The organism is Streptomyces sp. NPDC050988, assembly GCF_044456225.1.
Lineage (GTDB): Bacteria > Actinomycetota > Actinomycetes > Streptomycetales > Streptomycetaceae > Streptomyces.
Genome location: NZ_JBITFQ010000031.1, coordinates 19,097 through 45,081, shown reverse-complemented (window position 1 = coordinate 45,081; position 25,985 = coordinate 19,097). Strand labels below are relative to the sequence as shown.

The 25,985-nt window shown below is 70.5% G+C and carries 23 protein-coding genes and 1 riboswitch; of the genes, 14 read left to right on the top strand and 9 right to left on the bottom strand.

Annotation, left to right across the window (positions count from 1 at the left end):
- Nucleotides 1–25 precede the first annotated feature (25 nt).
- Entirely contained in the window at nt 26–1,210 is a 1,185-nt protein-coding gene (locus ACIBEI_RS40210) for a glutathionylspermidine synthase family protein (RefSeq protein ID WP_398895650.1), read from the top strand.
- Between the two features lie 66 nt (nt 1,211–1,276).
- Here ACIBEI_RS40210 and rocD read toward each other — a convergent pair whose 3' ends face one another.
- Entirely contained in the window at nt 1,277–2,482 is a 1,206-nt protein-coding gene (gene rocD / locus ACIBEI_RS40205) for an ornithine--oxo-acid transaminase (protein ID WP_398895648.1), read from the bottom strand.
- 172 nt (nt 2,483–2,654) lie between these two features.
- Nucleotides 2,655–2,741, top strand: a riboswitch (ZMP/ZTP riboswitch).
- Nucleotides 2,742–2,773: 32 nt separating this feature from the next.
- Here rocD and ACIBEI_RS40200 point away from each other — a divergent pair.
- Nucleotides 2,774–4,219 (top strand): glycine hydroxymethyltransferase, encoded by a 1,446-nt coding sequence (locus ACIBEI_RS40200; RefSeq protein ID WP_398895646.1) that lies wholly within the window; start codon nt 2,774–2,776, stop codon nt 4,217–4,219.
- 462 nt (nt 4,220–4,681) lie between these two features.
- Here the strand turns inward: ACIBEI_RS40200 and ACIBEI_RS40195 are convergent, their stop codons facing one another.
- From ACIBEI_RS40195 to ACIBEI_RS40185, 3 genes are all read right to left on the bottom strand, one after another.
- Nucleotides 4,682–5,446: a hypothetical protein gene (locus ACIBEI_RS40195; RefSeq protein WP_398895645.1), complete on the bottom strand. Its 765-nt coding sequence runs from the start codon at nt 5,444–5,446 to the stop codon at nt 4,682–4,684.
- A gap of 235 nt (nt 5,447–5,681) precedes the next feature.
- Nucleotides 5,682–6,473, bottom strand: coding sequence for a hypothetical protein (locus ACIBEI_RS40190; RefSeq protein WP_398895644.1), 792 nt, complete (start codon nt 6,471–6,473; stop codon nt 5,682–5,684).
- A gap of 148 nt (nt 6,474–6,621) precedes the next feature.
- Nucleotides 6,622–7,302, bottom strand: coding sequence for an RNA polymerase sigma factor (locus ACIBEI_RS40185; protein WP_398895642.1), 681 nt, complete (start codon nt 7,300–7,302; stop codon nt 6,622–6,624).
- Between the two features lie 100 nt (nt 7,303–7,402).
- Between ACIBEI_RS40185 and trpS the strand changes: the two genes are divergently transcribed.
- From trpS to ACIBEI_RS40170, 3 genes are all read left to right on the top strand, one after another.
- Nucleotides 7,403–8,416, top strand: coding sequence for a tryptophan--tRNA ligase (gene trpS / locus ACIBEI_RS40180; protein ID WP_398895640.1), 1,014 nt, complete (start codon nt 7,403–7,405; stop codon nt 8,414–8,416).
- Nucleotides 8,417–8,596: 180 nt separating this feature from the next.
- Entirely contained in the window at nt 8,597–9,175 is a 579-nt protein-coding gene (locus tag ACIBEI_RS40175) for a 2'-5' RNA ligase family protein (RefSeq protein WP_398895638.1), read from the top strand.
- 115 nt (nt 9,176–9,290) lie between these two features.
- Nucleotides 9,291–10,496: a hypothetical protein gene (locus ACIBEI_RS40170; RefSeq protein ID WP_398895636.1), complete on the top strand. Its 1,206-nt coding sequence runs from the start codon at nt 9,291–9,293 to the stop codon at nt 10,494–10,496.
- A 115-nt stretch (nt 10,497–10,611) separates the two neighbouring features.
- Here the strand turns inward: ACIBEI_RS40170 and ACIBEI_RS40165 are convergent, their stop codons facing one another.
- Nucleotides 10,612–11,367: a decaprenylphospho-beta-D-erythro-pentofuranosid-2-ulose 2-reductase gene (locus tag ACIBEI_RS40165; RefSeq protein ID WP_398895634.1), complete on the bottom strand. Its 756-nt coding sequence runs from the start codon at nt 11,365–11,367 to the stop codon at nt 10,612–10,614.
- Between the two features lie 65 nt (nt 11,368–11,432).
- Nucleotides 11,433–12,788: an FAD-binding protein gene (locus tag ACIBEI_RS40160; protein WP_398895632.1), complete on the bottom strand. Its 1,356-nt coding sequence runs from the start codon at nt 12,786–12,788 to the stop codon at nt 11,433–11,435.
- Between the two features lie 132 nt (nt 12,789–12,920).
- Here ACIBEI_RS40160 and ACIBEI_RS40155 point away from each other — a divergent pair, with 132 nt between their 5' ends.
- The 4 genes from ACIBEI_RS40155 to ACIBEI_RS40140 are packed head-to-tail and all read left to right on the top strand — an operon-like array spanning nt 12,921 to nt 15,898.
- Complete coding sequence (locus tag ACIBEI_RS40155; protein ID WP_398895630.1) at nt 12,921–13,454, top strand: phosphatase PAP2 family protein; 534 nt, start codon at nt 12,921–12,923, stop codon at nt 13,452–13,454.
- Nucleotides 13,447–14,394, top strand: a complete 948-nt coding sequence (locus tag ACIBEI_RS40150) for a decaprenyl-phosphate phosphoribosyltransferase (protein ID WP_398895628.1) — start codon at nt 13,447–13,449, stop codon at nt 14,392–14,394. Before ACIBEI_RS40155 ends, ACIBEI_RS40150 begins: the two co-directional genes overlap by 8 nt.
- Nucleotides 14,391–14,837, top strand: a complete 447-nt coding sequence (locus ACIBEI_RS40145; protein WP_398895627.1) for a GtrA family protein — start codon at nt 14,391–14,393, stop codon at nt 14,835–14,837. Before ACIBEI_RS40150 ends, ACIBEI_RS40145 begins: the two co-directional genes overlap by 4 nt.
- Nucleotides 14,825–15,898, top strand: a complete 1,074-nt coding sequence (locus ACIBEI_RS40140) for a YihY/virulence factor BrkB family protein (RefSeq protein WP_398895625.1) — start codon at nt 14,825–14,827, stop codon at nt 15,896–15,898. The genes ACIBEI_RS40145 and ACIBEI_RS40140 overlap by 13 nt, the downstream gene beginning before the upstream one ends.
- On the opposite strand, the gene ACIBEI_RS40135 is transcribed toward ACIBEI_RS40140, so the two are convergent.
- Nucleotides 15,852–17,183: a D-alanyl-D-alanine carboxypeptidase family protein gene (locus ACIBEI_RS40135; RefSeq protein WP_398895745.1), complete on the bottom strand. Its 1,332-nt coding sequence runs from the start codon at nt 17,181–17,183 to the stop codon at nt 15,852–15,854. The two genes, ACIBEI_RS40140 and ACIBEI_RS40135, sit on opposite strands and share 47 nt — an antisense overlap.
- Before the next feature lie 145 nt (nt 17,184–17,328).
- Between ACIBEI_RS40135 and ACIBEI_RS40130 the strand changes: the two genes are divergently transcribed.
- The 4 genes from ACIBEI_RS40130 to ACIBEI_RS40115 all read left to right on the top strand — a co-directional run bounded on the left by ACIBEI_RS40130 (nt 17,329) and on the right by ACIBEI_RS40115 (nt 21,183).
- Nucleotides 17,329–17,571, top strand: coding sequence for an SCO4848 family membrane protein (locus tag ACIBEI_RS40130; protein WP_055615755.1), 243 nt, complete (start codon nt 17,329–17,331; stop codon nt 17,569–17,571).
- A gap of 14 nt (nt 17,572–17,585) precedes the next feature.
- The gene (locus ACIBEI_RS40125) at nt 17,586–18,923 is read left to right on the top strand and encodes a metallophosphoesterase (protein WP_398895624.1); all 1,338 of its coding nucleotides are present in this window, start codon (nt 17,586–17,588) and stop codon (nt 18,921–18,923) included.
- Nucleotides 18,924–19,134: 211 nt separating this feature from the next.
- Nucleotides 19,135–20,685, top strand: coding sequence for an ABC transporter substrate-binding protein (locus ACIBEI_RS40120; RefSeq protein ID WP_398895623.1), 1,551 nt, complete (start codon nt 19,135–19,137; stop codon nt 20,683–20,685).
- Between the two features lie 96 nt (nt 20,686–20,781).
- Nucleotides 20,782–21,183 (top strand): ATP-binding protein, encoded by a 402-nt coding sequence (locus ACIBEI_RS40115; protein ID WP_360766319.1) that lies wholly within the window; start codon nt 20,782–20,784, stop codon nt 21,181–21,183.
- A gap of 84 nt (nt 21,184–21,267) precedes the next feature.
- On the opposite strand, the gene ACIBEI_RS40110 is transcribed toward ACIBEI_RS40115, so the two are convergent.
- Both ACIBEI_RS40110 and ACIBEI_RS40105 read right to left on the bottom strand, forming a co-directional pair.
- Nucleotides 21,268–22,713 carry an ATP-binding protein gene (locus tag ACIBEI_RS40110; protein WP_398895622.1) on the bottom strand — a complete coding sequence of 482 codons (1,446 nt, stop codon included), beginning with the start codon at nt 22,711–22,713 and terminating at the stop codon, nt 21,268–21,270.
- A complete protein-coding gene (locus tag ACIBEI_RS40105) occupies nt 22,710–23,399 on the bottom strand; it encodes a response regulator transcription factor (protein WP_398895620.1) in 690 nt (229 codons plus the stop codon). Before ACIBEI_RS40105 ends, ACIBEI_RS40110 begins: the two co-directional genes overlap by 4 nt.
- 167 nt (nt 23,400–23,566) lie before the next feature.
- On the opposite strand from ACIBEI_RS40105, the gene ACIBEI_RS40100 reads away from it, so the two are divergent.
- Nucleotides 23,567–25,984 carry an MMPL family transporter gene (locus ACIBEI_RS40100; protein ID WP_398895743.1) on the top strand — a complete coding sequence of 806 codons (2,418 nt, stop codon included), beginning with the start codon at nt 23,567–23,569 and terminating at the stop codon, nt 25,982–25,984.
- Nucleotide 25,985 lies beyond the last annotated feature (1 nt).

Sequence of the window (25,985 nt, the reverse complement as noted above, 5' to 3'; positions counted from 1 at the left end):
AACTCCGAGGAACCGGACCGCCGTCATGGAACGCCGCACCACGACCCCCCGCCCCGGCTGGCAGCAGACCGTCGAGGAACAGGGCCTCATCTACCCCCTCACGCGCCACCCGGACGACTCCCTGCGCCCGTACTGGGACGAGTCCGCCTACTACGTCTTCTCCCTCCCCGAGGTCGAGGCCCTGGAGGAGGTCGTCGAGGAACTCCACATGATGTGCCTGGCCGCGGCCGAACACATCGTCACCGAGAACCGCTTCACCGACCTCGGCATCACCGACCCGCGGGTGACCGAGGCGGTCGCCGAGGCCTGGCACCGACGCTCCGAACTCCCGTCCCTGTACGGCCGTTTCGACCTCCGCCACGACGGCACCGGCCCGGCGAAGCTCCTGGAGTACAACGCCGACACCCCGACCTCACTCGTCGAGGCCGCCAGCCCCCAGTGGTTCTGGATGGAGGAACGCTTCCCCGGCGCCGACCAGTGGAACTCCCTCCACGAACGCCTCGTCGACGCCTGGAAGAAACAGTCCGCCCTCCTCCCGCCGGGCAGCCCCCTCTACTTCGCGCACTCCGCCGCCGACGAACTCGGCGAGGACCTGATGACCGTCGCCTATCTCAAGGAGACCGCGGAACAGGCCGGCCTCGACACCTCCTGGATCGCCATGGAGGAGATCGGCTGGGACCGCCTCTCCGGCCGCTTCGTCGACAAGCAACTCCGCTTCATCCGCAGCTGCTTCAAGCTCTATCCGTGGGAGTGGCTCACCACCGACCGCTTCGCCCCGCACGTCCTCGCCACCCTCGACAACGGCGGCGGCACGGGGACCACGATGTGGATCGAGCCGGCCTGGAAGATGCTGCTCAGCAACAAGGCCCTCCTCGCGATCCTCTGGGAGCTGTACCCGGACCACCCCAACCTCCTCCCCGCCTTCCTCGACGGCCCCCGCGAACTGGCCACCACCCGCGGATACGTGGCCAAGCCCCTGCTCGGCCGCGAGGGCGCCGGCGTCACGGTCCACGAACCGGGCTCCGCTCCCGTCGTCCGCGAAGAGCCCTGCTGCTACCAGGAGTTGGCACCCCTCCCTTCCTTCGACGGCAACCGCGTCGTCCTCGGAGCCTGGGTCGTCGAGAACGAGTCGGCAGGCCTCGGCATCCGCGAATCCTCCGGCCTGATCACGGACGAGTACGCCCGCTTCCTGCCGCACGTGATCCTGTGACCCACCTCCACGACACCGGGCCGGACGCCCTCGGTCCGGCGAGGCCGGAGATGCCAAAGACGCTGGTCACACACCCAATACGCCCCGCAGCTGAGCGAGCCCCCAGTCCAGGTCCTCCTTACTGATCACCAGCGGCGGCGCGATCCGGACCGTGGACCCATGGGTGTCCTTGACCAGCACACCCCGGTCCATCAGCTTCTCGGAGATCTCCCGCCCCGTGCCGTACGCCGGGTCGATGTCGATCCCCGCCCAGAGCCCGCGCCCCCGCACCTGAGTGATCCGGCCCGAACCGGCCAACTGCCCCAGCTCCCGGTGCAGATGCTCGCCCAGCTCGGTGGCCCGCCGCTGGTACTCGCCCGACCGCAGCATCGCGATCACCTCCAGCGCCACCGCACAGGCCAGCGGATTCCCGCCGAACGTCGACCCGTGCTCACCCGGCCGGAACACCCCGAGCACCTCGCGCGACGACACCACCGCCGACACCGGCACGACCCCGCCCCCGAGCGCCTTGCCCAGCACGTACATGTCCGGCACGACCCCCTCGTGCTCACACGCGAAGGTCCGCCCCGTCCGCCCGAGGCCCGACTGGATCTCGTCCGCCACGAACAGCACGTTCCGCTCCCGCGTCAGCTCCCGTACGCCCGCGAGATAGCCGGCCGGCGGCACCAGCACCCCCGCCTCGCCCTGAATGGGCTCCAGCAGCACGGCCACCGTGTTCTCCGTGACCGCAGCGCGCATCGCCGTCAGATCCCCGTACGGCACGATCTCGAAGCCCGGCGTGTACGGACCGAAGTCCGCCCGGGCCTCGGAATCCGTGGAGAAGCTGATGATCGTCGTCGTACGCCCGTGGAAGTTGTTGCCCGCCACGACGACCTTCGCCATCCCCTCAGGCACGCCCTTGACGCGGTACCCCCACTTCCGGGCGGTCTTCACGGCCGACTCGACCGCCTCCGCGCCCGTGTTCATCGGCAGCACCATCTCCATGCCGCACAACTCGGCCAGCCGCGCGCAGAACTCGGCGAACCGGTCATGATGGAATGCCCGCGACGTCAGCGTCACCCGCTCCAGCTGCGCCTTCGCCGCCTCGATCAACCGTCTGTTGCCGTGCCCGAAATTCAGCGCCGAATACCCGGCCAGCAGATCCAGATAACGGCGCCCCTCGACATCCGTCATCCAGGCCCCGTCCGCCGTCGCCACGACGACCGGAAGCGGGTGGTAGGTGGGCGCGCTGTGCGCTTCGGCCGAGGCGATCAGTTCATCGGTGGTGCTCACGGGGTCTCCGTTTCCGGCCGCACGAGGCTCGTGACCTGCTTCTTTTCCCGCCGCTGTTCCCGGGTCCCGGCCCGGCTCCCTTCCGGCCGTCCGAGTGCGTGTGGCCCCTTTCCTATCGTCGCTCGCATGGTGGACGGCGGAACATCTCTTCCGGGCGCGCCCGGTAGGCTCACCCACGGGCCGTGACTGGCGCGCTGGGATGGGACCGACCATCGGGGAGCGGCCCATGAACTGTGTGCCGTGCGCCTGGGCCGAACCGTGAACGCCGAACGCCCACGTCCGGAGGCCGTCATGCCAGAGCCCCTTTCCAACGAATCCACCGCCTTCCGCAGCGCCCTCGAAGTGATCCGCGCCGTCGAGCCCCGCGTCGCCGACGCCATCGGGCAGGAAGTCGCCGACCAGCGCGAGATGCTCAAGCTGATCGCCTCCGAGAACTACGCCTCCCCGGCCACCCTGCTGGCCATGGGCAACTGGTTCAGCGACAAGTACGCCGAAGGCACCGTCGGCCGCCGCTTCTACGCCGGCTGCCGCAACGTGGACACCGTCGAGGCCCTCGCCGCCGAGCACGCCCGCGAACTCTTCGGCGCCGAGCATGCCTACGCCCAGCCGCACTCCGGCATCGACGCCAACCTCGTCGCCTTCTGGGCCGTCCTCGCCGCCCGCGTCGAGACCCCCGCCCTTCAGAAGGCCGGCGTCCGCAACGTCAACGACCTCTCCGATGCCGACTGGGCCGAACTGCGCCAGGCCTTCGGCAACCAGCGCATGCTCGGCATGTCCCTGGACGCCGGCGGCCACCTCACCCACGGCTTCCGCCCGAACATCTCCGGCAAGATGTTCGACCAGCGCTCCTACGGCACCGACCCCGCCACCGGCCTCATCGACTACGAGGCCCTGCGCACCTCCGCCCGTGAGTTCAAGCCCCTGATCATCGTTGCCGGCTACTCCGCCTACCCCCGTCTCGTGAACTTCCGGATCATGCGGGAGATCGCCGACGAGGTCGGCGCCACGCTCATGGTCGACATGGCGCACTTCGCCGGTCTCGTCGCCGGCAAGGTCCTCACCGGCGACTTCGACCCGGTGCCGCACGCCCAGATCGTCACCACGACCACCCACAAGTCGCTGCGCGGCCCGCGCGGCGGCATGGTCCTGTGCGACTCCTCCCTCGCCGACCAGGTCGACCGCGGCTGCCCGATGGTCCTCGGCGGCCCCCTTCCGCACGTCATGGCCGCCAAGGCGGTCGCACTCGCCGAGGCCCGCCGCCCCGAGTTCCGCGACTACGCCCAGGCCGTCGTCGACAACGCCCGCGCTCTCGCCGAGGGCCTGATGCGACGCGGCGCCACGCTGGTCACCGGCGGCACCGACAACCACCTCAACCTCATCGACGTCGCCTCCTCCTACGGCCTCACCGGCCGCCAGGCCGAGTCGGCCCTGCTCGACTCGGGCATCGTCACCAACCGCAACGCCATCCCCGCCGACCCGAACGGCGCCTGGTACACCTCCGGCATCCGCATCGGCACCCCCGCGCTGACCACACGTGGCCTCGGCGCCACCGAGATGGACGAGATCGCCGGCCTCATCGACCGCGTCCTCGCCACCACGGAGCCCGGCACCACCGCCAAGGGCGCCCCTTCCAAGGCCCAGCACGTCCTGGACCCGAAGATCGCCGACGAGATCTCCCACCGGGCGACCGACCTCCTGACCGGCTTCCCCCTCTACCCGGAGATCGACCTCGGCTGAGACTTCGGCCGAGACCTCGGCCGAGGCCGCGGGCAATGGTGCGAGCGAGGGCGCGGGCACCGAGACCGAGAACTGACATCCGGTCTCGGCCGGAACCGCCCCACAAGCCGAACCAGCGGATTCGTAGGCCGACTCACAAGTCGATCAACTCCTGTCGTGACTCCCGCGGCGGCCCAGGCTCACGCCCGGCCGCCGCGCGGCGTATCAGCAGGGTGCCGCCGGAGCCGAGGGCGAGGCCCGCGGCGAGTCCGGCTGTCGCCCACCCCAGCTGCCCGCGGGATCGGCCGCACCGGCCGCCGTGCGCTCCGGACCGAATAGCTCCTTCCAACCCGCCCAACACAACTCCTCCTCCTCACAACTCCCCCTCCTCACAAGGCCCCTCCTCCGACAGGCCCCCCTCAGACACCCCACCCGGAGGTCCCTCTCAGACGCCGTTCTCAGCCCCCTTCGCAGAAGCCCCCCTCAGACATCCCTCAGCTCCTGCCGAGGCCCCGCCTCCCGCACCCGAACCCGCCGGCGGCCCAACTGCCGCACTCCCGGCAGCCGCCCGACGAACGGCCGCAGCCCCAGGGCCAGCACGGCCCCCGTCACCAGCCCAGGTATCGCCCACCACCAGTCGGTGTCGTCGCCCGCCGCCGCAGTGGCCGCAGCCGCGCCGGACTGCTCAGTGGACCCGGACCCGGACTCGGGTGCGGGCCCGGCGGCGGCGCCCTCCGCCGTCTCCCAGGGCGCCGGATAGATGGCCCCCGCGCCGGACGACGATTCACCCATTACGCCGAGCTTCTTCAACAGCGCGCGCACCGCCGCCGGTTGCTCGGCCTTGTGCCAGTGGCCGTTCATGGACTTCGGAACGTTGGCCGCCGTGTGTATCCAGACATCCTTGGTGCTCGGTGTCTCCGGATAGACACGGTCGACCCGCCAGGGCGAGACGTCATGGAGCATCCAGGTGACATTGATCTGCCGACCGCTGCCCACGCCCAGCCCCGGCGGCTCCTCGCGGGTGCCGGTGCCCGGCTGCCCGAGGAGGCGCTCCAACTCCCCGTACTCCTCCTTCGAGTTGTAGAGCGCCGTGCTCTGGCCGCTCTCCGGCGAGACCACCAGCACGCTCGTCGGACCGCCGGCCGTCGCCGTGGGCGCGCACAGCACCACCAGGCCGAGCGCCATCGCCCAGCCCGAGACCGCCGCCCAACCCCGGCTCCCCGTCACCCGTGCATGAACCCTGCGCATCCCGACACCCCCCAATCGGCCCCGGTGCGGTCCGCCCGCACCCGCGTGTCACTTCTGGTACACCGCTCGACCCGCCGGGGTTCCCACTCGACACCGACCAAAATTTCGAGAAGCCCGCGCCACGCCGCCCAGCCCCGGCCGGGCCCCGGCCGAGCCCCACCCCAAGCCCCGGCCGAGCCCCGCCCCACATCGCTCCGCCCCACATCGCCCCGCCCCGCCCTCGCCAACAGGCCCGCTAGTCCAGCGACTTCGCGATCCCCACCGCCCGCGCCTTCGACGCCACACCCTCCAGCCGGAGCGTCGTGTCGTCCCCGTGCACCCACAGCAGCGTGGGTCCAGCGGTCCGCGTGGAGTGGGTGAACTCCCCGTCCCCGTCCATCAGCCAGAGGCGCAGGAGATGAGGGTCGGGGAACCACAGCGCCGTACGCTTGACGAAGACCGCGTCCTTGCCCAGCGGCACATACTCCGGCTGCTCCCGCACGAACTTGATGAAGCCGGGACTCAGCACCGCCGGATACTGGTCCAGCCGGACCGTGCGCCCCTGCTCGCGCCAGCACAGGGTGATCAGGAACCGCCCCTTCGGCTCGCGGGTCACCGTCACGGCTTCCGGGGTCCCCAGGGCAGGGGGTGTGAGGGGTGCGAAGCCCGCTCGCCGCTCGGCCTCGGCGAGAGTGAGGGACGGGCCGCGGCAGCCGGGCACCTCGGCCCCGTGCGAAGGCGTCGCCGACGGGTCGTACCGCACCTCGACGCCACCGAAGTCGAACCACTCGACGACCGCGGCGCGCACCGGAGGCGTGAGCACGAGGACCGTCAGCAGGCCGCACAGCCCCGCGGCCAGCGCACGCCGACGCGCCCGGGCCCAGCGGCGCACCGCCCTCAGCCGCTCCGCGAGGCCCGGGGGTTCCGCCACGGGGACCGGTACATGCTCGGCGAGTATCTGCTCCAGCACCCGCTCGACCATCGACTCACCGCCCGCGGCCCCGGGCCGGTCCAGCGACCGCCCGAGCGCCCGCAACTCCTCGGGCAACCGAGAAGCACCCTGCCCGTGCCCGTTCCTCTGCCCGTCCCCCTGCCCAGGTCCAGGCCCGTGCCCGCGCCCGTCCTCATGCCGGCCCTCACCACGGCCCCGGTCACCGGACGACCCCATACCCTCCGCCTCGTACGGCTCCTCCGAATCACTCACGCTCATCACCTCCTCCCCGCGCCTTCCGACCTCTCGGGCCGCCCGGGCCCTCCGTATCTCCCGCGTCTCCCAAAGCCCCCGAACCCTCCCCCTCCCGCGGCTCGAACTCCGGAAGGAGTCTGCCGAGCTTCCGCAGGGCGCGGTTGAGCCGGGATTTCACCGTCCCCCGCGGCCAGCCCAGGGCCTGGGCGGTCTCCGACTCGTCCATCTCCAGCAGATAGCGATAGGTGACGACCAGGCGGTGGTCCTCGCCCAGTCCTTCCAGGGCGGTGAGCAGGGCCGTCCGGCGCTCGACCTCCAGGGCCGCGGCAGCCGGATCCGCCGATTCCGGTATCAGTGGCTCGGCCTCCACGAGGGCGGCCTCACGGCCGGCCAGCGTCCGCTGGCGCACCGCCGTCCGCACTGTGTTCCTCGTCTCATTGGCGACGATCGAGAGCAGCCATGGCTTGAACGCCGCGCCGTCCCGAAAGCGCCCCAAGGAGCAGTAGGCCTTGAAGAAGGCCTGCTGCACCACGTCCTCAGCGTCCGCACCCGCCCCCAGTGCCGCGGCCGCCCTGAGCGCGAGGCCCGTATGGGCACGCACCAGCTCCGCATACGCCTCCGGCTCTCCGGCGCGCACGCGTGCGATCACCGCGGCCTCATCGACGATGCGGCCCCCCTCCCGCGTCCTCACGCTCTTGTTACACCGCCCGAGGCAGATCGGTTCCCACCCGTGTCACATCTGTTTCCGACCAGTTCCGGAACGGCACCCGACACCTGAGAGAATGGTGAGCATGGCTTCAGACCGTCCTCGTGTGCTCTCTGGAATCCAGCCCACCGCAGGCTCGTTCCACCTTGGCAATTACCTCGGCGCCGTCCGTCAGTGGGTGGCCCTGCAGGAGTCCCACGACGCGTTCTACATGGTCGTCGACCTGCACGCGATCACCATTCCGCAGGACCCCGCGGACCTCCGCGCCAACACCAGGCTCGCCACGGCCCAGCTGCTGGCCGCCGGTCTCGACCCGGAGCGCTGCACGCTCTTCGTCCAGAGCCATGTTCCCGAGCACGCACAGCTCGCCTGGATCATGAACTGCCTCACCGGCTTCGGCGAGGCGTCCCGCATGACCCAGTTCAAGGACAAGTCCGCCAGGCAGGGCGCCGACCGCGCCTCGGTCGGCCTCTTCACGTACCCGATCCTGCAGGTCGCGGACATCCTGCTGTACCAGGCCAACGAGGTTCCGGTGGGTGAGGACCAGCGCCAGCACATCGAGCTGACGCGCGACCTCGCCGAGCGCTTCAACGGCCGCTTCGGGCAGACCTTCACCGTTCCGAAGCCGTACATCCTCAAGGAGACGGCGAAGATCTTCGATCTCCAGGACCCGGCGATCAAGATGAGCAAGTCGGCGTCGACTCCGAAGGGCCTCATCAACCTTCTCGACGAGCCGAAGGTCACCGCCAAGAAGGTCAAGAGCGCGGTCACCGACACGGACACGGTGATCAGGTACGACGTCGAGAACAAGCCCGGCGTCAGCAACCTGCTGACCATCTACTCCACCCTCACCGGAACCGGTATCGCGGAACTGGAGCAGAAGTACGTCGGCAAGGGCTACGGTGCGCTGAAGACTGACCTCGCCGAGGCCATGGTCGACTTCGTGACGCCGTTCCGGGAGCGTACCCAGCAGTATCTGGACGACCCGGAGACGCTCGACTCGATCCTGGCCAAGGGGGCCGAGAAGGCCCGCGCCGTCGCCGCGGAGACGCTCTCCCAGACGTACGACAGAGTGGGTTTCCTGCCGGCGAAGCACTGACCGTCGGGCCGGCAACCGGGCCGGCAACCGGGACAACAGCCAGTACGAGACCAGGACAACACCGGTACTACAACCGGAACGGGGCCGTACGGCCGTACAGTCGATAGCCGAACCGGCAGCAACCCATGCCCGAGAAGTACACCAACACGACGGAACATCAACACAACGACAGGAGACGACGTGGGGACCGTAACGATCGGTGTGTCGATCGCGGTCCCGGAGCCACACGGCAGCCTGCTCCAGGAGCGGCGCGCGGGCTTCGGCGACCCCGCGGCTTCCGGCATCCCCACGCACGTCACACTGCTGCCGCCGACCGAGGTCGACGAGTCGGCGCTGCCCGCGATCGAGGCGCATCTCGTCGAGGTCGCGGCGGCCGGCCGTCCCTTCCTGATGCGCCTGTCGGGCACGGGAACCTTCCGTCCGCTGTCGCCCGTCGTGTTCGTGCAGGTCGTCGAGGGCGCCGAGGCCTGCACCTGGCTGCAGAAGCAGGTCAGGGACGCGTCCGGGCCCGTGGCGCGCGAGCTGCAGTTCCCGTACCACCCGCATGTGACGGTGGCGCACGGCATCGACGACGAGGCGATGGACCGGGCGTTCGAGGAGCTTGCGGAGTACGCGGCCGACTGGCCGTGCACCGGCTTCGCGCTCTACGAGCAGGGGGCCGACGGTGTGTGGCGCAGGCTGCGTGACTACGTCTTCGGGGGCGCGGTCGTGCCGCCGCAGGCCACCCGCGCGGAGCGGGGCCCGCTCCCGGCCCGCTGAGCGGACAGCCTGCTGAGCGGACGGCCCGCCGAGTGGACAGCCCGCGGACCGGACAACCCACAGATCAGACGGCCCACGGGCCGGGCCGGCGGGGAATCGGACGATCAGGGAGATCATGCGCAGGATCGTGACGGGGCTCGCCGTGCTGGGCCTCACGCTGGCCGGATGCGGTACGGAGGCCGACGGCGACGACGCCAAGGCGAAACAGCCCTCGTCGTCATCACCTGCGGCCGGTGGGACGTCCGGGCCGACCTGGGCCTACGACGAGATCCTGGACGACGGGAGCGAGCTGTCGGACGTGATCGCGACGGCCGACGACGACGTCTGGGCAGCGGGCACCGTCACCGGCAAGGACAGTGAGAATCCATCGCCGGACGACGGGTTCCTGCTCCACCACGACGGCACGCGCTGGCAGCGGCAGCCGATGCCCGCCGCGCTCGGCTCCGCCGTCCACGAGGCCCGCTTCGACTCCCTGGGCGCGGACGGGTTCCTGCTGACGGCCTCCCTGCCGACCCTGGGAGGGCCACGGACGGCCCGCTGGGACGGCACACGCTGGACCGCGCTCCCGGAGCTGCCGGGCGACGGCGGCCGGCTCGTCGACATGAAGGCGTTTGCGGCCGACGACGTATGGGCCCTGAGCGGCGAGTCGCGGATCCACCACTGGGACGGTACCCGGTGGAGCACCTCGACTCTGCCCGCCACCGTCGTCTCGCTCGACGGCGTCGCGGCCGACGACCTGTGGGCCGTCGGCTACCGCGAGACGGGCGACGGCAGTGACGGCGGAGAGTTCACACAGCCCGCGGCCGTGCACTGGGACGGCTCCTCCTGGCAGCTGACGGAGACCCCCGCCTACCGTTTCCCCGAGCCGGTGCCGCCCGAGCCCGGCGCCTCGATCGACGACGTCCTCGCCCTCGCGGCCGACGACGTCCGCGCGTACGGCATGCACAGCTTCAACCACGGCGAGGTGGAGGACGAACCCCAGGAGGAGCCCGTACGGCTCCGCTGGGACGGCTCCGGCTGGGCCAAGGCGCCCGACGCCGAGGGCGACTGCGCCGGGCGCGTCCCCATGGCGGTCGACGGCACGCGTGGGCTCTTCCTGGACGGCAACCGGTACGTCGACAGCGGCGGTGCCTGTACGAAGATCAAGCGGCCTCGGTTGCCCAGCGGGGGTGGGGTGCGGGCGACTTCCCGGCAGTCGTTGTGGTTGTCGGCGGTGGAGGTTGTGCCTGGCACCGATCGGGTTCTCGGGGTGGGGCATGTCCAGGTGAACCAGAGCGGGAATCCGATGAGCAAGTCCGTGATCGTGTCGCTCAAGCGGTAGCGCTCCGCGGGGAGCGGGGTGGGGTGGGGCGGGGCGGGGGTGGGGCAATGTTCGGAGTGCGGGTCGGTGGGGGCTTGTCGCGCAGTTCCCCGCGCCCCTAGGGGGCATCGCCCCCCTAGATCGGCAGGCGGCGGAACACCGCCCTGGGTACGTGCCTCAGGGCCGACATGACCAGCCGCAGTGCCCCCGGTACCCACACCGTCTCGGAGCGTCGGCGCAGGCCTGTCTCGATGGCCGTTGCGACCGCCTCGGGGGTCGTCGCGAGGGGAGCCTCCGGCAGGCCCGTCGTCATCCTGGTGCGGACGAAGCCGGGGCGTACGACCATCACGTGGACGCCCGTGCCGTGCAGGGCGTCGCCCAGGCCCTGGGCGAAGGCGTCCAGGCCCGCCTTACTGGAGCCGTAGATGAAGTTGGCGCGGCGGGCGCGCTCGCCGGCCACCGAGGAGAGCACGACGAGGGAACCGTGTCCCTGGGCCTGGAGAGCCCGCGCGCACACCAGCCCCGACGACACCGCGCCCGTGTAGTTGGTCTGCGCGACCCGGACCGCCGAGCCGGGCTCGTTCTCGTCGCGCGACTGGTCGCCGAGGACACCGAACGCGAGCAGTACGAGATCGATGTCGCCCTCGGCGAAGACCTTGCCGAGTGTGGTCTCGTGGGCGTCGGGGGCGAGCGCGTCGAAGGCAACCGTACGGACGTCCGCGCCGAGGACGCGCAGGTCGGCGGCGGCCGTCTCCAGGGCGGGCGAGGGGCGGCCGGCGAGCCACACCGTGCGGGTACGGCGGGCGATCAGCCGCCGCGCGGTGGCCAGCGCGATCTCGGACGTGCCGCCGAGAACGAGCATGGACTGGGGGGCACCGAAGGCGTCCTTCATGAAACCGAACTCCTATAGAGAGATTCAGAGAGAGTGGGAAAACCGAACTCACCGAGTGGTTCGCCTCAGAGCCCGAGGCGGCGGGACAGGTCCGAGGTGAAGACGGAACGCGGGTCCAACTCCTCGCGCAGCGCCCGGAAATCGCCCAGCCGCGGATACATCTCCGAGAGCAGCTCGGGCCGCAGCCGGGAGTCCTTGGCGAGGTAGACACGCCCGGCGGCCGCGGTCACCTCCTCGTCCAGCTCGTCCAGGAAACCGCCGAGCCCCGGCAGGTTCGCGGGGATGTCCAGCGCGAGGGTCCAGCCGGACATCGGGAAGGACAGCCAGCCCGGATCGCCCTCCCCGAAGCGCTTCAGGACGGCGAGGAAGGAGGGGCAGCGGCGCTGTGAGATGCGGTGCACGATCCGGCGCAGGGCGTCCTCCTGGCCGTACCCGACGACGAACTGGTACTGCACGAAACCGCCGAGCCCGTAGACGCGGTTCCAGTGCGGCACGCCGTCGAGCGGGTGGAAGAAGGTGGAGATCCGCTGCAGTTCGCCGCTGCGCGCGCGGGGCGCCCTGCGATACCAGAGCTCGTTGAAGAGGCCGACCGTCGTCCGGCCGAGCAGCCCCTCGGGCAGCCAGGCGGGGGCGGCGGGCAGGCTGCCGGGACGGAACTCCAAAGGGGCTCTACGCGCGCGCGTGCCATCCGCCAGCGCCTCCAGGGGGGCGTGATCGCCCCGGGTCAGCACCGAACGCCCCATCGACGCGCCGCGGGCCAGCAGATCGATCCAGGCGACCGAGTAGCGGTAGCGGTGGTCGGTGGCCGTCAGGCGGGCCATCAAGTCGTCCAGGTCCGTGGCGCGTTCCGTGTCGACCGACATCAACGAGGTCGCCACGGGCTGCAGCCGGACGGTGGCCGTGAGGATGACACCGGTCAGGCCCATCCCGCCCGCCGTGGCGTCGAAGAGGGGCGTGCCGCGGCTCACCGTACGGATCTCGCCGTCCGCGGTCAGCAGTTCGAAGGAGAGCACATGGCGGGCGAACGAGCCGGACACATGGTGGTTCTTGCCGTGGATGTCCGCGCCGATCGCCCCGCCGACCGTCACATAGCGCGTCCCGGGTGTCACGGGCACGAACCATCCCAGGGGCAGCAGGACTTCCATGAGGCGGTGCAACGAGACGCCCGCGTCGCACAGCACAGTCCCGCCGTCGGCGTCGATCGCGTGGACGCGGTCCAGGCCCGTCATGTCGAACACGGCCCCACCCGCGTTCTGCGCCGCGTCCCCGTACGCCCGTCCCAGGCCCCGTGGGATGCCTCCACGGGCCCCGCACTCCCGGACGGCCGCCGCGGCCTCCTCGTACGAACGAGGGCGGATCAGACGGGCGGTGGTGGGGGCGGTGCGGCCCCACCCCGTGACGGAAACCGTGTCGGCAGACATGCATGCGACCGTATCGCCCGAAAGTGACCGTTAGTTCCCTAACATCCTTACTCTCCCCGAAATGGGTGATTAATGGGATGTCGCTCAATATTGCCGGAGTTCCAGCGGTGTTGACGTGAACAGTGAGTCGACATGGACCACCACGACGACCACCACGACGACCGCCCCGACCTGGACCACCGGATCCTCACGGCCCTCCACGCCCGCGGTGCCGCCCCGCGCGTCGCCGCCGCCGCGCGGGCCCTGTCCCTGGCCGGCGAACACGGCGCGCTGTGGCTCGCGGCGGGCCTCGCCGGAGCGGCCGTCGACCGGGAGCGGCGCGGCGCCTGGCTGCGCGGCACGGCCCTGACCGCGGGCGCGCACCTCGCCAGCATGGGCGTGAAACGGCTCGTACGACGCCCACGCCCAGGGCACGTCGAACCCCTGGTCCGCACCGCGGACCGGCACTCCTTCCCCAGCTCGCACGCCACCTCCGCGGCGGCCGCGGCCGTGGCCTTCGGAGCGCTCGGCGCCCACGTGGTGCCCCCGCTGGCCGCGGCGATGTGCCTCTCGCGGCTGGTCGTCGGCGTCCACTACCCCTCCGACGTGGCCGCGGGCGCGGCGCTCGGCGCGATCACGGCCCGGCTCGGGGCCCGCTGGATGACAGGAGGCCGTGACCATGGCTGAAACGGTCCTCCTGGAGAGCACCCACAAGAAGCACGAGAAACAGCCCGCCCGGGAGAAAAGCGGCCTCCTAAGAGGGCTGATCAGGACCGCCCGTCCGAAACAGTGGGTCAAAAACGTCCTCGTGGTCGCCGCCCCGGCCGCGGCCGGCGAGCTCTTCTCCCGCCACGCGCTCACCCAGATCGCGCTCGTCTTCGTGCTGTTCACGGCCTGCGCCGCCGGCGTCTACCTGGTCAACGACGCGCGGGACGCCGACGCCGACCGCGCCCATCCGGTCAAGCGGCACCGGCCGGTCGCCGCCGGACAGGTGCCCGTACCGGTCGCCTACTCCGTAGGGATCGCGCTCGCCGTCGTCGCCCCGACGGTGGCCGCTTTCCTGTGCTCCCCGCTCACCTCGGCCCTGCTGACCGCCTACCTGGGCATGCAGTTCGCGTACTGCGTCAGCCTCAAGCACGTCCTCGTGATCGACCTCGTCGTGGTGACCACCGGGTTCCTGATGCGGGCCATGATCGGGGGACTCGCGCTCGGCATTCCGCTGTCGCGCTGGTTCCTGATCACGACCGGCTTCGGCGCGCTGTTCATGGTCTCGGCGAAGCGCTACTCCGAAGCCGTGCAGATGGCCGGGAAAGCGGGCGCCACGCGCGCGTTGCTCACCGAGTACACCACCGGCTACCTGCGCTTCGTCTGGCAGCTCGCCGCCTCGGTCGCCGTCCTCGGCTACTGCCTGTGGGCCCTGGAGGAGGGCGGCGTACCCCACACCAGCGTCCTGCCCTGGCGGCAGCTGTCGATGGTCGCCTTCATCCTCGCGGTCCTGAGATACGCGGTGTTCGCCGACCGCGGCACCGCCGGCGAACCCGAGGACGTCGTCCTGCGCGACCGCGCGCTCGCCCTCATCGGCGTCGTGTGGCTCGCGATGTACGGCCTGGCGGTGGCCAACTGGTGAGCCACGCACAGCGACTGAAGGCCCCCGGCGCCCACGAGTTGCTCGGCTTCGCCGCCGTCGGGCTCCTCGCGTACGCCGCCGACCTCGCCCTCTTCGTCTGGCTGCGCGGCCCCGTCGGGCTGGACCCGCTCACCGCCAAGGCCCTGTCGTTCGTGGCGGGCTGCTCGGTCGCGTACGCGGGCAACGCGCTCGGCACCTACCGCCACACGACGACGGGCGGCCTGCGCCGGTACGCGGTCTTCTTCGCGGTGAACGTCGCCGGCGCCCTCGTCCAGCTGCTGTGCATCCTCATCAGCCACTACGGCCTCGGGTTCACCTCCCCGCGCGCGGACACGGTATCGGGTTCGGGAATCGGCATGGCGCTCGCCACTGTCCTGCGGTTTTGGGGTACCCGGACATTGGTTTTCCGAGGCGAGGGCAGAGTCGGATCATGGACTGGCTGAAAAAGCTCCCCGGCATGGGCCCGTTGGTCACACGTCTGATGGCCACGCACGCGTGGCGCTCGTACGAACGGCTGGACCGGGTGAAGTGGACGCGGCTCGCCGCCGCGATGACCTTCATCAGCTTCGTCGCGCTGTTCCCGCTGATCACCGTCGCGGCGGCGATCGCCGCCGCGACGCTCGACAAGGAGGGGCAGGAGAAGCTGCAGGAGAAGATCGCCGAGCAGGTGCCGGGCATCTCCGACCAGCTCGACATCGGCGGTCTCGTCGACAACGCCGGCACGGTCGGACTCATCGCGGGCGCGCTGCTGCTGTTCACCGGCATCGGCTGGGTCGGTTCGATGCGCGAGTGCCTGCGCGCGGTCTGGGAGCTGCCGGACGAGGAGGAGAACCCGCTTCTGCACAAGGTCAAGGACGCCGGCGTACTCGTCGGCCTCGGCGGCGCCGTGCTCGTCACCCTCGCCGCCTCCACCGTCGCGTCGAGCGCGGTGGGCTGGACCGCCCGGCTGTTCGGCATCGACGAGGACGGCTGGGGCGGGGTGCTGCTGCAGACCGCGGCGTTCGCCGTGGCGGTCCTCGCGGACTTCCTGCTGCTCCTGTACGTCCTGACGCTGCTGCCCGGGGTCCAGCCCGCGCGGCGCCGCCTCGTGGTCGCCGCACTCATCGGCGCGGCCGGGTTCGAGCTGCTGAAACTGCTGCTCAGCGGCTATATGCAGGGCGTCGCGTCGAAGAGCATGTACGGGGCGTTCGGGGTGCCCATCGCGCTGCTCCTGTGGATCAACTTCACCTCGAAGCTGCTGCTGTACTGCGCCGCCTGGACGGCGACGCAGCACGAGGAGCCGGCCGGGTCCGAGGAGTCGGCGGAGCCCGACGACCCCGCCGCGGCGGACGGACCGGCCGGGTCCGGCGGGTCCACCGGGACCGGCACGGCCGCCGACTCCGGCGGATCCACCGGCACAGGCGTCGGTAAGTCCGCAGGCATCGGTAAATCCGCCGGCATCGGCAAGTCCGCCGGTGTCAGCGGCGGCGGCGCATCAGGTCGGGCAGCGGCCAGCGGCGGTTGATCACGAAGACCCCGGCCGCGAGAAGCACGAGGACGCCGCCCGTGATCGCCAGCGCGATGCCGACACCGCTCGAACCGTCCGTCTCGGCCGAGGCCGCGACGGGCTTCGAGGAGGCCTCGCCGTCGCCCGAACCGCCCGCCTCGCCGGAGGCGTTCGCGCCCGGCTGCGCGTCCGTGTCCGCACTCTTCGGCGGCACCAGCTCGCCCACCGGGTCGACCTTGCCGGACGCCTGGAAGCCCCAGTCGAGGAGCTTCGCGGTCTCCTTGTAGACCTGGTCGTGCTCCTCCTTCTCGGGGTTCATGACCGTGACGAGCAGCACCTTGCCGTCGCGCTCGGCGACACCCGTGAAGGTCGAACCCGCGTTCGTGGTGTTGCCGTTCTTCACACCTGCGATGCCCTTGTAGGCGTCGAGACCGTAGTCACCGGTGAGCAGCCGGTTGGTGTTCTGGATCTCGAAGGACTCGCGGGTCGTCTTGCCCTTCTTGTTCTTCTTGGTCTCGCCGGGGAACTTGGCCCGGACCGTCGAGCAGTACTCCCGGAAGTCCTTCTTCTGCAGGCCGGAGCGGGCGAACAGGGTCAGGTCGTACGCCGACGACACCTGTCCCTTCTCGTCGTACCCGTCCGGGCTGACCACGGTCGTGTCGAGGGCCTGGAGCTCCTCCGCGTGCGCGTTCATGTCCTTGACGGTCTGGTCGACGCCCTTGTTCATCGCGGACAGGACGTGGACCGCGTCGTTGCCGGAGCGAAGGAAGACGCCGAGCCACAGGTCGTGGACCGTGTACGTCTCGTCCTCCTTTATGCCCACCATGCTGGAGCCCGAGCCGATGCCCGCCAGGTCGGACGGCACGACCTTGTGCTTCTCCGTCTTCGGGAACTTCGGCAGCAGGGTGTCCGCGAACAGCATCTTCAGCGTGCTCGCCGGAGGCAGCCGCCAGTGCGCGTTGTGCGAGGCGAGGACATCGCCCGACTCGGCGTCCGCGACGATCCAGGAACGGGCGCTCAGGTCCTTCGGGAGGACCGGGGCGCCGGTGCCGAGGTTCGCCTGGGTGCCGGACCGGCCGAGCTGGGCGCCGCCCACGGTCGACATGTTCGCCGGGGGCGTGGCCGACGGACTGGTCGACGACTTGCCCGACGGCGAGGTCGACGTCGACGGGGTCGCCGACGGAGTCGAGGAGGGCTTGTCGTCCGCGAGGGCAGGCGCGGTGGCGGTCGCGGTGAGCGCGAGCGAGAACGACAACAGGGTGGCGGAGGTGACCAGCAAGGAGGACTTGGCGGTCTTTTTCATGGCGGGCACGGTCGAGAACGTACAGGGCGAGGGGCGGGAAGTCGCGCGGCCCTCCTCACTGTGGCTCGTACCGCTGCGGTCGTTCCCTCTGTGGCCCTCCCCACCCCGGACGTCGGTGCCGTTCGACGGCGGCGATACTGAACCCATGAAGCTCAGCCGTCCCGTCTCCTGGTTCCTGCTCGCCTTCGGAGTGTGGAGCTGGGTCATCTGGATCACTTTCGTCAAGAACCTGTGGAAGGACGGGAGTGGGCTCGCCTTTGACGACGCGGGCGATCCGACCGGGTACTTCTGGGTGCACCTGACGCTCGCCGTTGTCTCCTTTGTCTTGGGGACGGTCGTCGGGGGCATCGGGTTGCGCGGTGTTCGAGCCTTGCGTCACACGTCATAACGGGGAGTCTCCGCGTGATCATCGTGTTCCTGGTCCTGGTCCTGGCCGTGTTCGGCGGTCTGCACTGGTACGTGTGGCGCCGGTTGGTGCGTGACACGACGGCGCGGCCGGGCGTGGCGCGGCGTGTGGGCACGGCCCTGGTCGTCGGCGGGCCGCTGCTCATGTTCGCGGCGATCGCGTCCGAGCGGGGCGGGGCACCGTTCTGGCTGCAGCAGGTGCTGGCCTGGCCCGGCTTCCTGTGGATGGCCTTCTCGCTCTACCTCCTGCTGGGGTTGCTGGTGGGGGAGGTCGTACGGCCGTTGCTCCGGCGGGTGCTGGAGCGGCGCTCGACGCCGGCGGTGGAGCCGGTGGGCGTACGAGAGAACACACCCGTACGCACGCGGGTGCCCGACCTGGAGACCGAGTCCTCCTCGGAACCCGAGACCCCCTCCGAAGCCGAGGCCGGAGCGGAAGCCGGGGCCGAGGCCGGATCCGGAGCCAAGCCCGGGCCCGGGCCCGCCGAGAAGCCGGAGCCCGCGGCCACCGGACCCTCGCGTCGCCTCTTCGTCTCGCGCGTGGTCGGTGGGGCCGCCGCGGCCGCGGCCGTGGGGACCGTCGGATACGGGACGTACGGCGTCCTGCGCGGTCCCAAGGTGAAGCGGGTGACCGTGCCGCTCGCGAAACTCCCCAGGTCGGCCCACGGATTCCGGATCGCCGTCGTCAGCGATGTGCACCTCGGGCCCGTACTCGGGCGTGGGTTCGCGCAGAAGGTCGTCGACACGATCAACTCGACGCAGCCCGACCTCATCGCGGTCGTGGGTGACCTCGTCGACGGCAGCGTGAAGGATCTCGGGCCCGCGGCCGCGCCCCTCGCCCAGTTGAAGGCACGGCACGGGTCGTTCTTCGTCACGGGCAATCACGAGTACTTCTCCGGTGTCGACGAGTGGGTCGCGCACGTACGGGAGTTGGGGCTGCGGCCGCTGGAGAACGCCCGTACGGAACTGGCCGATTTCGATCTCGCCGGGGTCAACGACGTGGCCGGTGAGGACGAGGGACAGGGGCCCGACTTCGTCAAGGCGCTCGGGGACCGGGACCGGTCGCGGGCATGTGTGTTGCTGGCACACCAGCCAGTGCAGATCCATGACTCCGTGGACCATGGCGTGGATCTACAGCTCTCGGGGCACACGCACGGCGGCCAGCTGTGGCCCGGCAACCTCATAGCGGAGCAGGCCAATCCGACCCTCGCCGGGCTGGAGCGGTACGGGGACACGCAGTTGTACGTGTCGCGGGGGGCCGGTGCCTGGGGGCCGCCCACGCGGGTGGGTGCGCCGTCCGACATCACGGTCGTGGAGCTGGCTTCCAGACAGGCTTGAGGCCCGAGGCGCACCCGTCATACCTGGGAGCAGGCTGCGAAAGCGGCCGGAAACCATCGCTTGGTCAGCTTTCTCCCAACACTCCCCATAAGCCTTCCCCCGCCCGAAACCCCTGTGGTTGAGTGCCTCGCGCCACCGGGGAGTGGCATGAGGAGCCACTGGGGGAGTGGCGGGATCGAGCCACGGGACCGTGGCTCCAGGAGGGGCGCCGATGCGATCGGTTCGCATACGGATTCTCGTGGTGGTTCTGGTGCTGGTCGCCGTGGGCATCGGCGGCTGGCAGCTGCTGCCGACGGGCGGCGGCGGGACCATCACCGTCGGTACGACGGACGCGGTGACGGCCCTCGATCCGGCGGGCGCCTACGACGCCGGGTCCTGGGACCTGTTCAGCAACGTCTTCCAGTCGCTGCTGACCTTCGAGCCGGGCGGCGCGGATCCCGTGCCCGACGCCGCCAGGAGCTGCGGATTCGTCGGGGCGGGCCTGACCACGTACCGGTGCACGCTGAAGGAGGGCATCACGTTTCCCAGCGGGCGCGGGATGACCGCCGAGGACGTGAAGTTCTCCTTCGACCGGGTCAGGTCCATCAACTCGCCCGTGGGGCCTGCCTCGTTGTTCGACACGGTGGGTTCGGTGGACGCGGAAGGGCTGACCGTCACCTTCCACCTGTCGTCACCGGACGCCACATTCCCGTTCAAGGTCGCCACCGGTGCCGGTTCGATCGTCGACCGCACCCGCTACTCCGGGCACTCGCTGCGTACCGGCAACGCGGTCGACGGCTCGGGACCGTACACACTGAAGACGTACACGAAGGATCAGCGGGCCGTGCTGACGCCGAACTCCCGCTATCGGGGGGCGGCGCGGAACAAGGGTGAATCCGCCGTCGTGCGCTACTACGCGACCCCCGAGAAACTCGACGCGGCCTGGAAGGCCAAGAAGGTCGACGTCGTCGCGCGCACACTGCCGCCCAAGGTGCTCGCAGGGCTGTCGCCGAGCGATCCCGGACATCGCGTCACGGAGGCGGCCGGCGCCGAGACCCGCAATCTGTACCTCGACGTGCGGGCCGGATCACCGCTCCACGACCGCCGGGTACGGCAGGCGCTGGCCCTGCTGGTCGACCGCGACGAGCTGGCCGCCACGACGTACCAGGGCACGGTCGATCCGCTCTACTCGCTGATCCCCGCCGGCATCACCGGGCACACGGCCTCCTTCTTCGACGCCTACCCGAAACCCGATCCCGCGCGGGCGAAGGCGCTGCTCGCCGCCGCCGGGGTGAAGACACCCTTGCGCTTCACCTACGGGTACGCGAAGGGGAAGGACGCGGCCGGGGCGGAGGCCGCCGAGCTCAAGCGGCAGCTGGAGCGGGGCGGGCTGTTCCAGGTGACGCTCAAGGGCTACGAATGGACCGACTTCCAGAAGCGGTACGCGGACGGCGAGCTGGACGCGTACGCCGTCGGGTGGGTCGCCGACTTCCCCGACCCGGACAACTTCACCGCTCCGCTGGTCGGCACCGGCGGCAGCATGAAGAACGGCTACAGCAGCAAGGACGTGGACCGGCGGATTCAGGACAGCCGGCGGTACGCGGACCGTGGTCGTACGGAGGGGGACTTCCGGGCGGTTCAGGACGACGTCGCCCGCGATGTTCCGCTCGTTCCGCTGTGGCAGCGCAAGGACTACGTACTGAGCAGCGAGGGCGTGGGCGGCGGACAGTACCTGTCGGACGGCACCGGGGTCTTCAGGCTGTGGAGCCTCGACCGGATCTGACGCGTTCGCGCGGGGTTGACGGTTGCGTCAGTGACGCGATGGGCTCACCCCACGCAGCACCTTGTGACGAAGGTGTGCGTGGGGTGAGGAGCAAACGTGTTGAGACGCAACTCCTTCCGGCTGCCCCGGCATCCGGCTTCGGTCGGGCTCGCCCGGCGCCGGGTGCGTGACCATCTGTCGAACTGGGGGCACAGCGCGGGGGAGCAGGCGTTCGAGGACGTCGTGCTGCTCGTCTCCGAGCTGGCGACGAACGCGGTGCGCCACGGGCCGCTGCTGGAGCGGGAGTTCGAGGTCGCGGTCACCGTCATCGCAGACGGCTCCTGCCTCATCGAAGTCTCCGACGAGAGCCCTGTCCAGCCCCGCCTGCGTGTGGTCGGAGAGTACGACGAGGAGTCCGGCCGAGGCCTGACCCTGGTGGAACACCTCACAACGGCCTGGGGAGTATGGAGCCGAGGAAGATACGGCAAGACGGTCTGGGCACTGGTCCCGGCGGCATAGCCCCGTCTTTTTAGGGGCGCGGGGAACTGCGCGACAAGCCCCCACCGGCCCGCACCTCGCAACACACCGCACCCCCCACGAAAATCACCCCGCACAAGCCTTCGCAGGCAACGTGACCGTCACCGCCAGCCCCTCCCCCGGCGCCGTCCGCACCACCACCTCACCCCCGTGAGCCACGACCACCCCCTGAACGATGGCCATCCCCAGCCCACTGCCCGCACCCCCACCCGCCCGGAAGAACCGGTCGAAAATCCGCGAGGCGTCATCCTCCTCAAGACCGGGCCCCTCGTCGGCGACACAAAGACGCACGACCCCGTCAACCCGCTCCAGACCGAGCGTGACCGCGACATCCGCGGGCGTGTGCGTCCGTACGTTCGCCACGAGGTTGCCCAGGATCTGGCGCAGGCCCGACTCGTCGGCGTGTATCAGCAGGGCCCCGTCGGCGCCGACGGTCACCGGCCGCTCGGGCTGCTGGGCCCGCAGATCCTCGGCCGCGTCACGCACGAGACGGCTCAGGTCGACGTTCTTGAAGCGCAGTTCGGGCTGCTGGTCGAGGCGGGCCAGGGTGAGCAGTTCGTCGACCAGGCGGGCCATGCGGTCGGCCTCACCGGTCATCCGGTCCCAGGCCCGCTTGCGCTCGCCCGGCTCGCGCAGCATGCCCTTGTCGTACAGCTGGAGGTAGCCGCGGATCGCCGACAGGGGCGTACGCAGTTCGTGGGAGGCGTCCGCGACGAAGCGGCGCAACTGTGTGGCGCTCCGCTCGCGGGTGCGGTACGCCGACTCGACCTGGTGGAGCATCGCGTTGAGGGCGAGCCGCAGCTGCTCGACCTCCTGGGTCGGGTGGTGGCTGGAGGGCACGCGCCGTGCCAGGTCCCCCTCGGCGATCGCCGACGACGTCTCGACCATGTCCTCCAGGGGCCGCAGCCGACGGCTCACGCTGAGCATGGTCAGTACGGCGAGGAGTGCCAGCAGCAGGGCGCCGAAGGTGAGGTCGAGCTTGAGGGCCTTGGCCATCCCCTTGTGCAGCGCGTCCGTCGAGGTGGCCATGAGGATGGTCGTGCCGTCCGTGAGGGAGACGGCCGTGACCCGGTACGGATTTCCGCCCACGCTCACGTCGTGCGGCTCGGCGTCACCGGTGAGGGCGCGGGGGTCGTCCACCGCGGCGGCCAGGTCGTGTTGGTTCTCCGTGGGCTTGAAGCGGCCGATCGTGGTGGCCCGCCCCTTGTCATCGACCGCCGCGAAGAGGGAGTCCGATTTCGGCGGTCCCTGTGTTTCCGGGACCTTCCCGTCCCGGACGAGTGCCAGCGCGCTCAGGGAGTCGATCTGCCGGGCGGTGATCTGCGTACTTCCCAATGAGTCCCGTGTTTTGAGGAGTTCCGAGTCGATCTGGTCCAGCAGGTAGTACCGCATGCCCATCAGGCTGACCGCCGTCGCCACGATGATGCCGAGCGCCAGCAGCGCCACGTTGGCCAGCGTCAGCTTGCCGCGCAGCGAGTGGATGCCACGGCTGTGGTGGTGGCGGAAGATCATGCGAGCCCGTATCCGACGCCCCGGCGTGTCGTGATCACCGGGGCGCCGAGGGCGTCGAGCTTGCGGCGCAGATAGCTGATGTACGTCTCCACGACGGTCGACTCGGCCGAGTGCTCGTACTGCCAGACGTGGCGCAGGAGCTGCTCCTTGGGGACGATCCGGCCGCCGTTGCGCACGAGGAAGCGCAGGAGTGCGTACTCCGTGGGGGTGAGCTCGACCGAGCGGCCCGCGCGGTGCACCGAGTACGTCGTCTCGTCCAGCTCCAGGTCTCCGTAGCACAGGGGCGGGCGCTCGGGGAGGACGTCGGCCGGGCGGGTGCGGCGCAGGACCGCGGTGATGCGGGCGATCACCTCGTCGATGTTGAACGGCTTGGTGATGTAGTCGTCACTGAAGGAGAGCGCGCCGACGATCTCGGTGGGCGCGTCCCGCGCGGTCAGGAACACCAGGGCCAGGTCGGGCTGTTTCGCGCGCAGTTCGCGGCCCAGTGCCCGGCCGTCGCCGTCCGGGAGCATCACGTCGAGGAGCGCGGCGTCCGGGCGGGTGCGCTCGGCCAGCGTCAGCGCCTGGCGCACGGTCCCCGCCGTCATCACCTCGAAGCGGTGGTAGCGCAGAGCGATGGCCAGGACGTCCGCGATGCTCGGTTCGTCCTCGACGACCAGGACGGTCGCCCCCTCGTGAACGGTCATGCCCCCAGTATCGGCGCGGGCACTGACAACGGGGCCGGGTCGTGCTTTGGAGTTCCTTGTGAGTCATGGCCTAGTCGTGTCCACGGGTGCGCGCCACCCCGATGCTGAGCCGCAGGACCTGGGGGACCGACCGACGACCGACTAAGGAGCGTTGAGACGTGACGACATTGGCACGGTGGTGCTATCGGCACCGGCTGGTGGTCCTGTTGTTGTGGGTGGGGGCGCTGTTGGGGCTGGGCTTCGCGGGATCCGCGGCGGGTACGAACTACGCGGACACCTTCACTCTTCCGAACACGGACTCCACGCGCGCGTACGACCTGATGGAGAAGGCCTTCCCGGAGAGGTCGGGCGACACCGACACGGTGGTGTGGAAGGTCGACGACGGATCCGTACGGGACGATTCCGTACGCTCCCGGATCGAGCCCGCCCTGGAGGAGATCGGGCGCATGAAGGGCGTCGGCGACGTCAGCAGCCCGTACGCCGCCCAGGGGGCCACGCAGATCAGTGAGAACGGGCGGATCGCCTACGCCCAGGTGACCTTCACCGAGCAGGCGAACGGCGTGCCCAAGGAGCTGGTGCAGGACGTCGTCGACACGTCGCAGGACGCCGAACGCGCCGGTCTCCAGGTGGAGCTGGGCGGCCAGGCGATCACCCGCATCCAGGAACCGCCCACCGGTATCGCCGAGATGGTCGGCATCATGGCCGCGGCGGTCGTCCTCTTCCTCGCCTTCGGCTCGCTCTTCGCGATGCTGCTGCCGCTCGTCGTCGCGATCGCGGCCCTCGGCACCGGCCTGATGGCGACCTCACTGCTCAGTCATGTCACCGACGTGCCCGAAGTGGCCCCGCTGCTCGGCTCGTTGATCGGGCTCGGCGTGGGCATCGACTACGCGCTGTTCATCGTGACGCGGCACCGGCGGGGCATCCTGCGCGGCATGAAGCCCGAGGAGTCCGCCGTCACGGCCCTCAACACCTCGGGCCGCGCCGTGCTGTTCGCGGGCGGCACGGTGTGCATCGCGCTCGCCGGCATGCTCGTGATGAACATGCGCTTCCTTGACGGCGTGGTCGTCGCGACCTCGCTGACCGTCGTGCTCAGCGTCCTCGCCGCGACCACCCTGCTGCCCGCGCTCCTCGGCCTGCTCGGCATGCGCGTCCTCAGCCGCAAGCAGCGGCGCAGGCTCGCCGCGACGGGACCGGAGCCGGCCGAGGCGAGCGGCCTCGCGGCACGCTGGTCCATGTACGTGCAGCGGCGGCCGCGCTCGATCGCCGCCGGGGCACTGGTCGTGATGGTGATCCTCGCGCTGCCCGTCCTGTCGATCCGGCTCGGCGCCACCGACCAGGGCAACCACAAGGACTCGACGACGACGCGCCAGGCGTACGACCTGCTCGCCGAGGGCTTCGGGCCCGGCTTCAACGGCCCGCTCCAGGTGGTCGTGGACGGGGGTGACACGGACGCGCTCGTGTCGGCGATCCGCTCGACCGAGGGCGTCGCCCAGGTCGCCGCCGCGCCGCCCTCCCAGGGCGTCACGGTGATCCAGGTCGTGCCCACCACGTCACCGCAGTCCGAGAAGACGGACCAGCTGATCGACCGGCTGCGGGACGACGTGATCCCGGAGTCCGGAACCGAGGCCCACGTGGGCGGAGTGACCGCCGTCTTCAAGGACTTCGCGGCCGTCACGGGGGACCGGCTGCCGTACTTCGTCGCGGCGATCATCACGCTCGGCTTCCTGCTGCTGATGGTGGCCTTCCGCTCCCTGGTGGTGCCGCTGACGGCGGCCCTGATGAACCTGATCGCGGCAGCCGCGTCCTTCGGAGTGCTCGTCGCGATCTTCCAGTGGGGCTGGGGCACGGAACTCCTCGGCATCGGCAAGGAGGGGCCGATCACGGCCTTCCTGCCGGTCATCATGCTGTCGCTGCTCTTCGGGCTCTCGATGGACTACCAGGTGTTCCTGGTGAGCCGCATGCACGAGGAGTGGGTGCACACCAAGGACAACGCGCGGGCGGTCCGGGTCGGCCTCGCCGAGACCAGCCGGGTCATCAACTGCGCGGCCCTGATCATGATCTGCGTCTTCTCCGCGTTCGTCCTCAGCGGTGACATGGAGGGCGCGATGGCGGGCATCGGGCTCGCGGCGGCGGTCGCGCTGGACGCGTTCATCCTGCGTACGGCGCTGGTGCCGGCCGCGATGCACCTCCTGGGGAACTCCAACTGGTGGCTCCCCGCCGGTATGGAGAAGCGGCTGCCGCACCTGGCGGTCGAGCCCCGCGAGGAGGAGGTTTCCGAGCCCCACGCGCGCGTGCCCGACGCAGACGGCGGTTCGACCGTGATCCACGGCTTCGTCCGCACCCCGGACGGCGCACCCGTCGAGGGCGCCGCGCTGACCCTGCTCTCCAAGGGCGGCCGCCAGCTCGACCGGGTGACGTCGCTGGCCGACGGCTCGTACATCGTCTCGGTGCCCTCCGCGGGCTCGTACCTGCTGGCCGTGACGGCCACCGAGCACCCCTCCCGGGCCCGGCACGTGATGGTCGGCGCCGAACCGCTGGTGTACGACGTGGAGCTGGCGGAGGACGAGGTGGACGCCGTGAACTGAC

Coding starts and splice junctions, on each gene's coding strand:
- ACIBEI_RS40210 (WP_398895650.1), top strand. CDS start 26: ATGGAACGCCGCACCACGACCCCCCGCCCCGGCTGGCAGCAGACCGTC.
- ACIBEI_RS40200 (WP_398895646.1), top strand. CDS start 2,774: ATGCCAGAGCCCCTTTCCAACGAATCCACCGCCTTCCGCAGCGCCCTC.
- ACIBEI_RS40195 (WP_398895645.1), bottom strand. CDS start 5,446: ATGCGCAGGGTTCATGCACGGGTGACGGGGAGCCGGGGTTGGGCGGCG.
- trpS (WP_398895640.1), top strand. CDS start 7,403: ATGGCTTCAGACCGTCCTCGTGTGCTCTCTGGAATCCAGCCCACCGCA.
- ACIBEI_RS40170 (WP_398895636.1), top strand. CDS start 9,291: ATGCGCAGGATCGTGACGGGGCTCGCCGTGCTGGGCCTCACGCTGGCC.
- ACIBEI_RS40165 (WP_398895634.1), bottom strand. CDS start 11,367: ATGAAGGACGCCTTCGGTGCCCCCCAGTCCATGCTCGTTCTCGGCGGC.
- ACIBEI_RS40160 (WP_398895632.1), bottom strand. CDS start 12,788: ATGTCTGCCGACACGGTTTCCGTCACGGGGTGGGGCCGCACCGCCCCC.
- ACIBEI_RS40155 (WP_398895630.1), top strand. CDS start 12,921: ATGGACCACCACGACGACCACCACGACGACCGCCCCGACCTGGACCAC.
- ACIBEI_RS40150 (WP_398895628.1), top strand. CDS start 13,447: ATGGCTGAAACGGTCCTCCTGGAGAGCACCCACAAGAAGCACGAGAAA.
- ACIBEI_RS40140 (WP_398895625.1), top strand. CDS start 14,825: ATGGACTGGCTGAAAAAGCTCCCCGGCATGGGCCCGTTGGTCACACGT.
- ACIBEI_RS40135 (WP_398895745.1), bottom strand. CDS start 17,183: ATGAAAAAGACCGCCAAGTCCTCCTTGCTGGTCACCTCCGCCACCCTG.
- ACIBEI_RS40130 (WP_055615755.1), top strand. CDS start 17,329: ATGAAGCTCAGCCGTCCCGTCTCCTGGTTCCTGCTCGCCTTCGGAGTG.
- ACIBEI_RS40120 (WP_398895623.1), top strand. CDS start 19,135: ATGCGATCGGTTCGCATACGGATTCTCGTGGTGGTTCTGGTGCTGGTC.
- ACIBEI_RS40110 (WP_398895622.1), bottom strand. CDS start 22,713: ATGATCTTCCGCCACCACCACAGCCGTGGCATCCACTCGCTGCGCGGC.
- ACIBEI_RS40105 (WP_398895620.1), bottom strand. CDS start 23,399: ATGACCGTTCACGAGGGGGCGACCGTCCTGGTCGTCGAGGACGAACCG.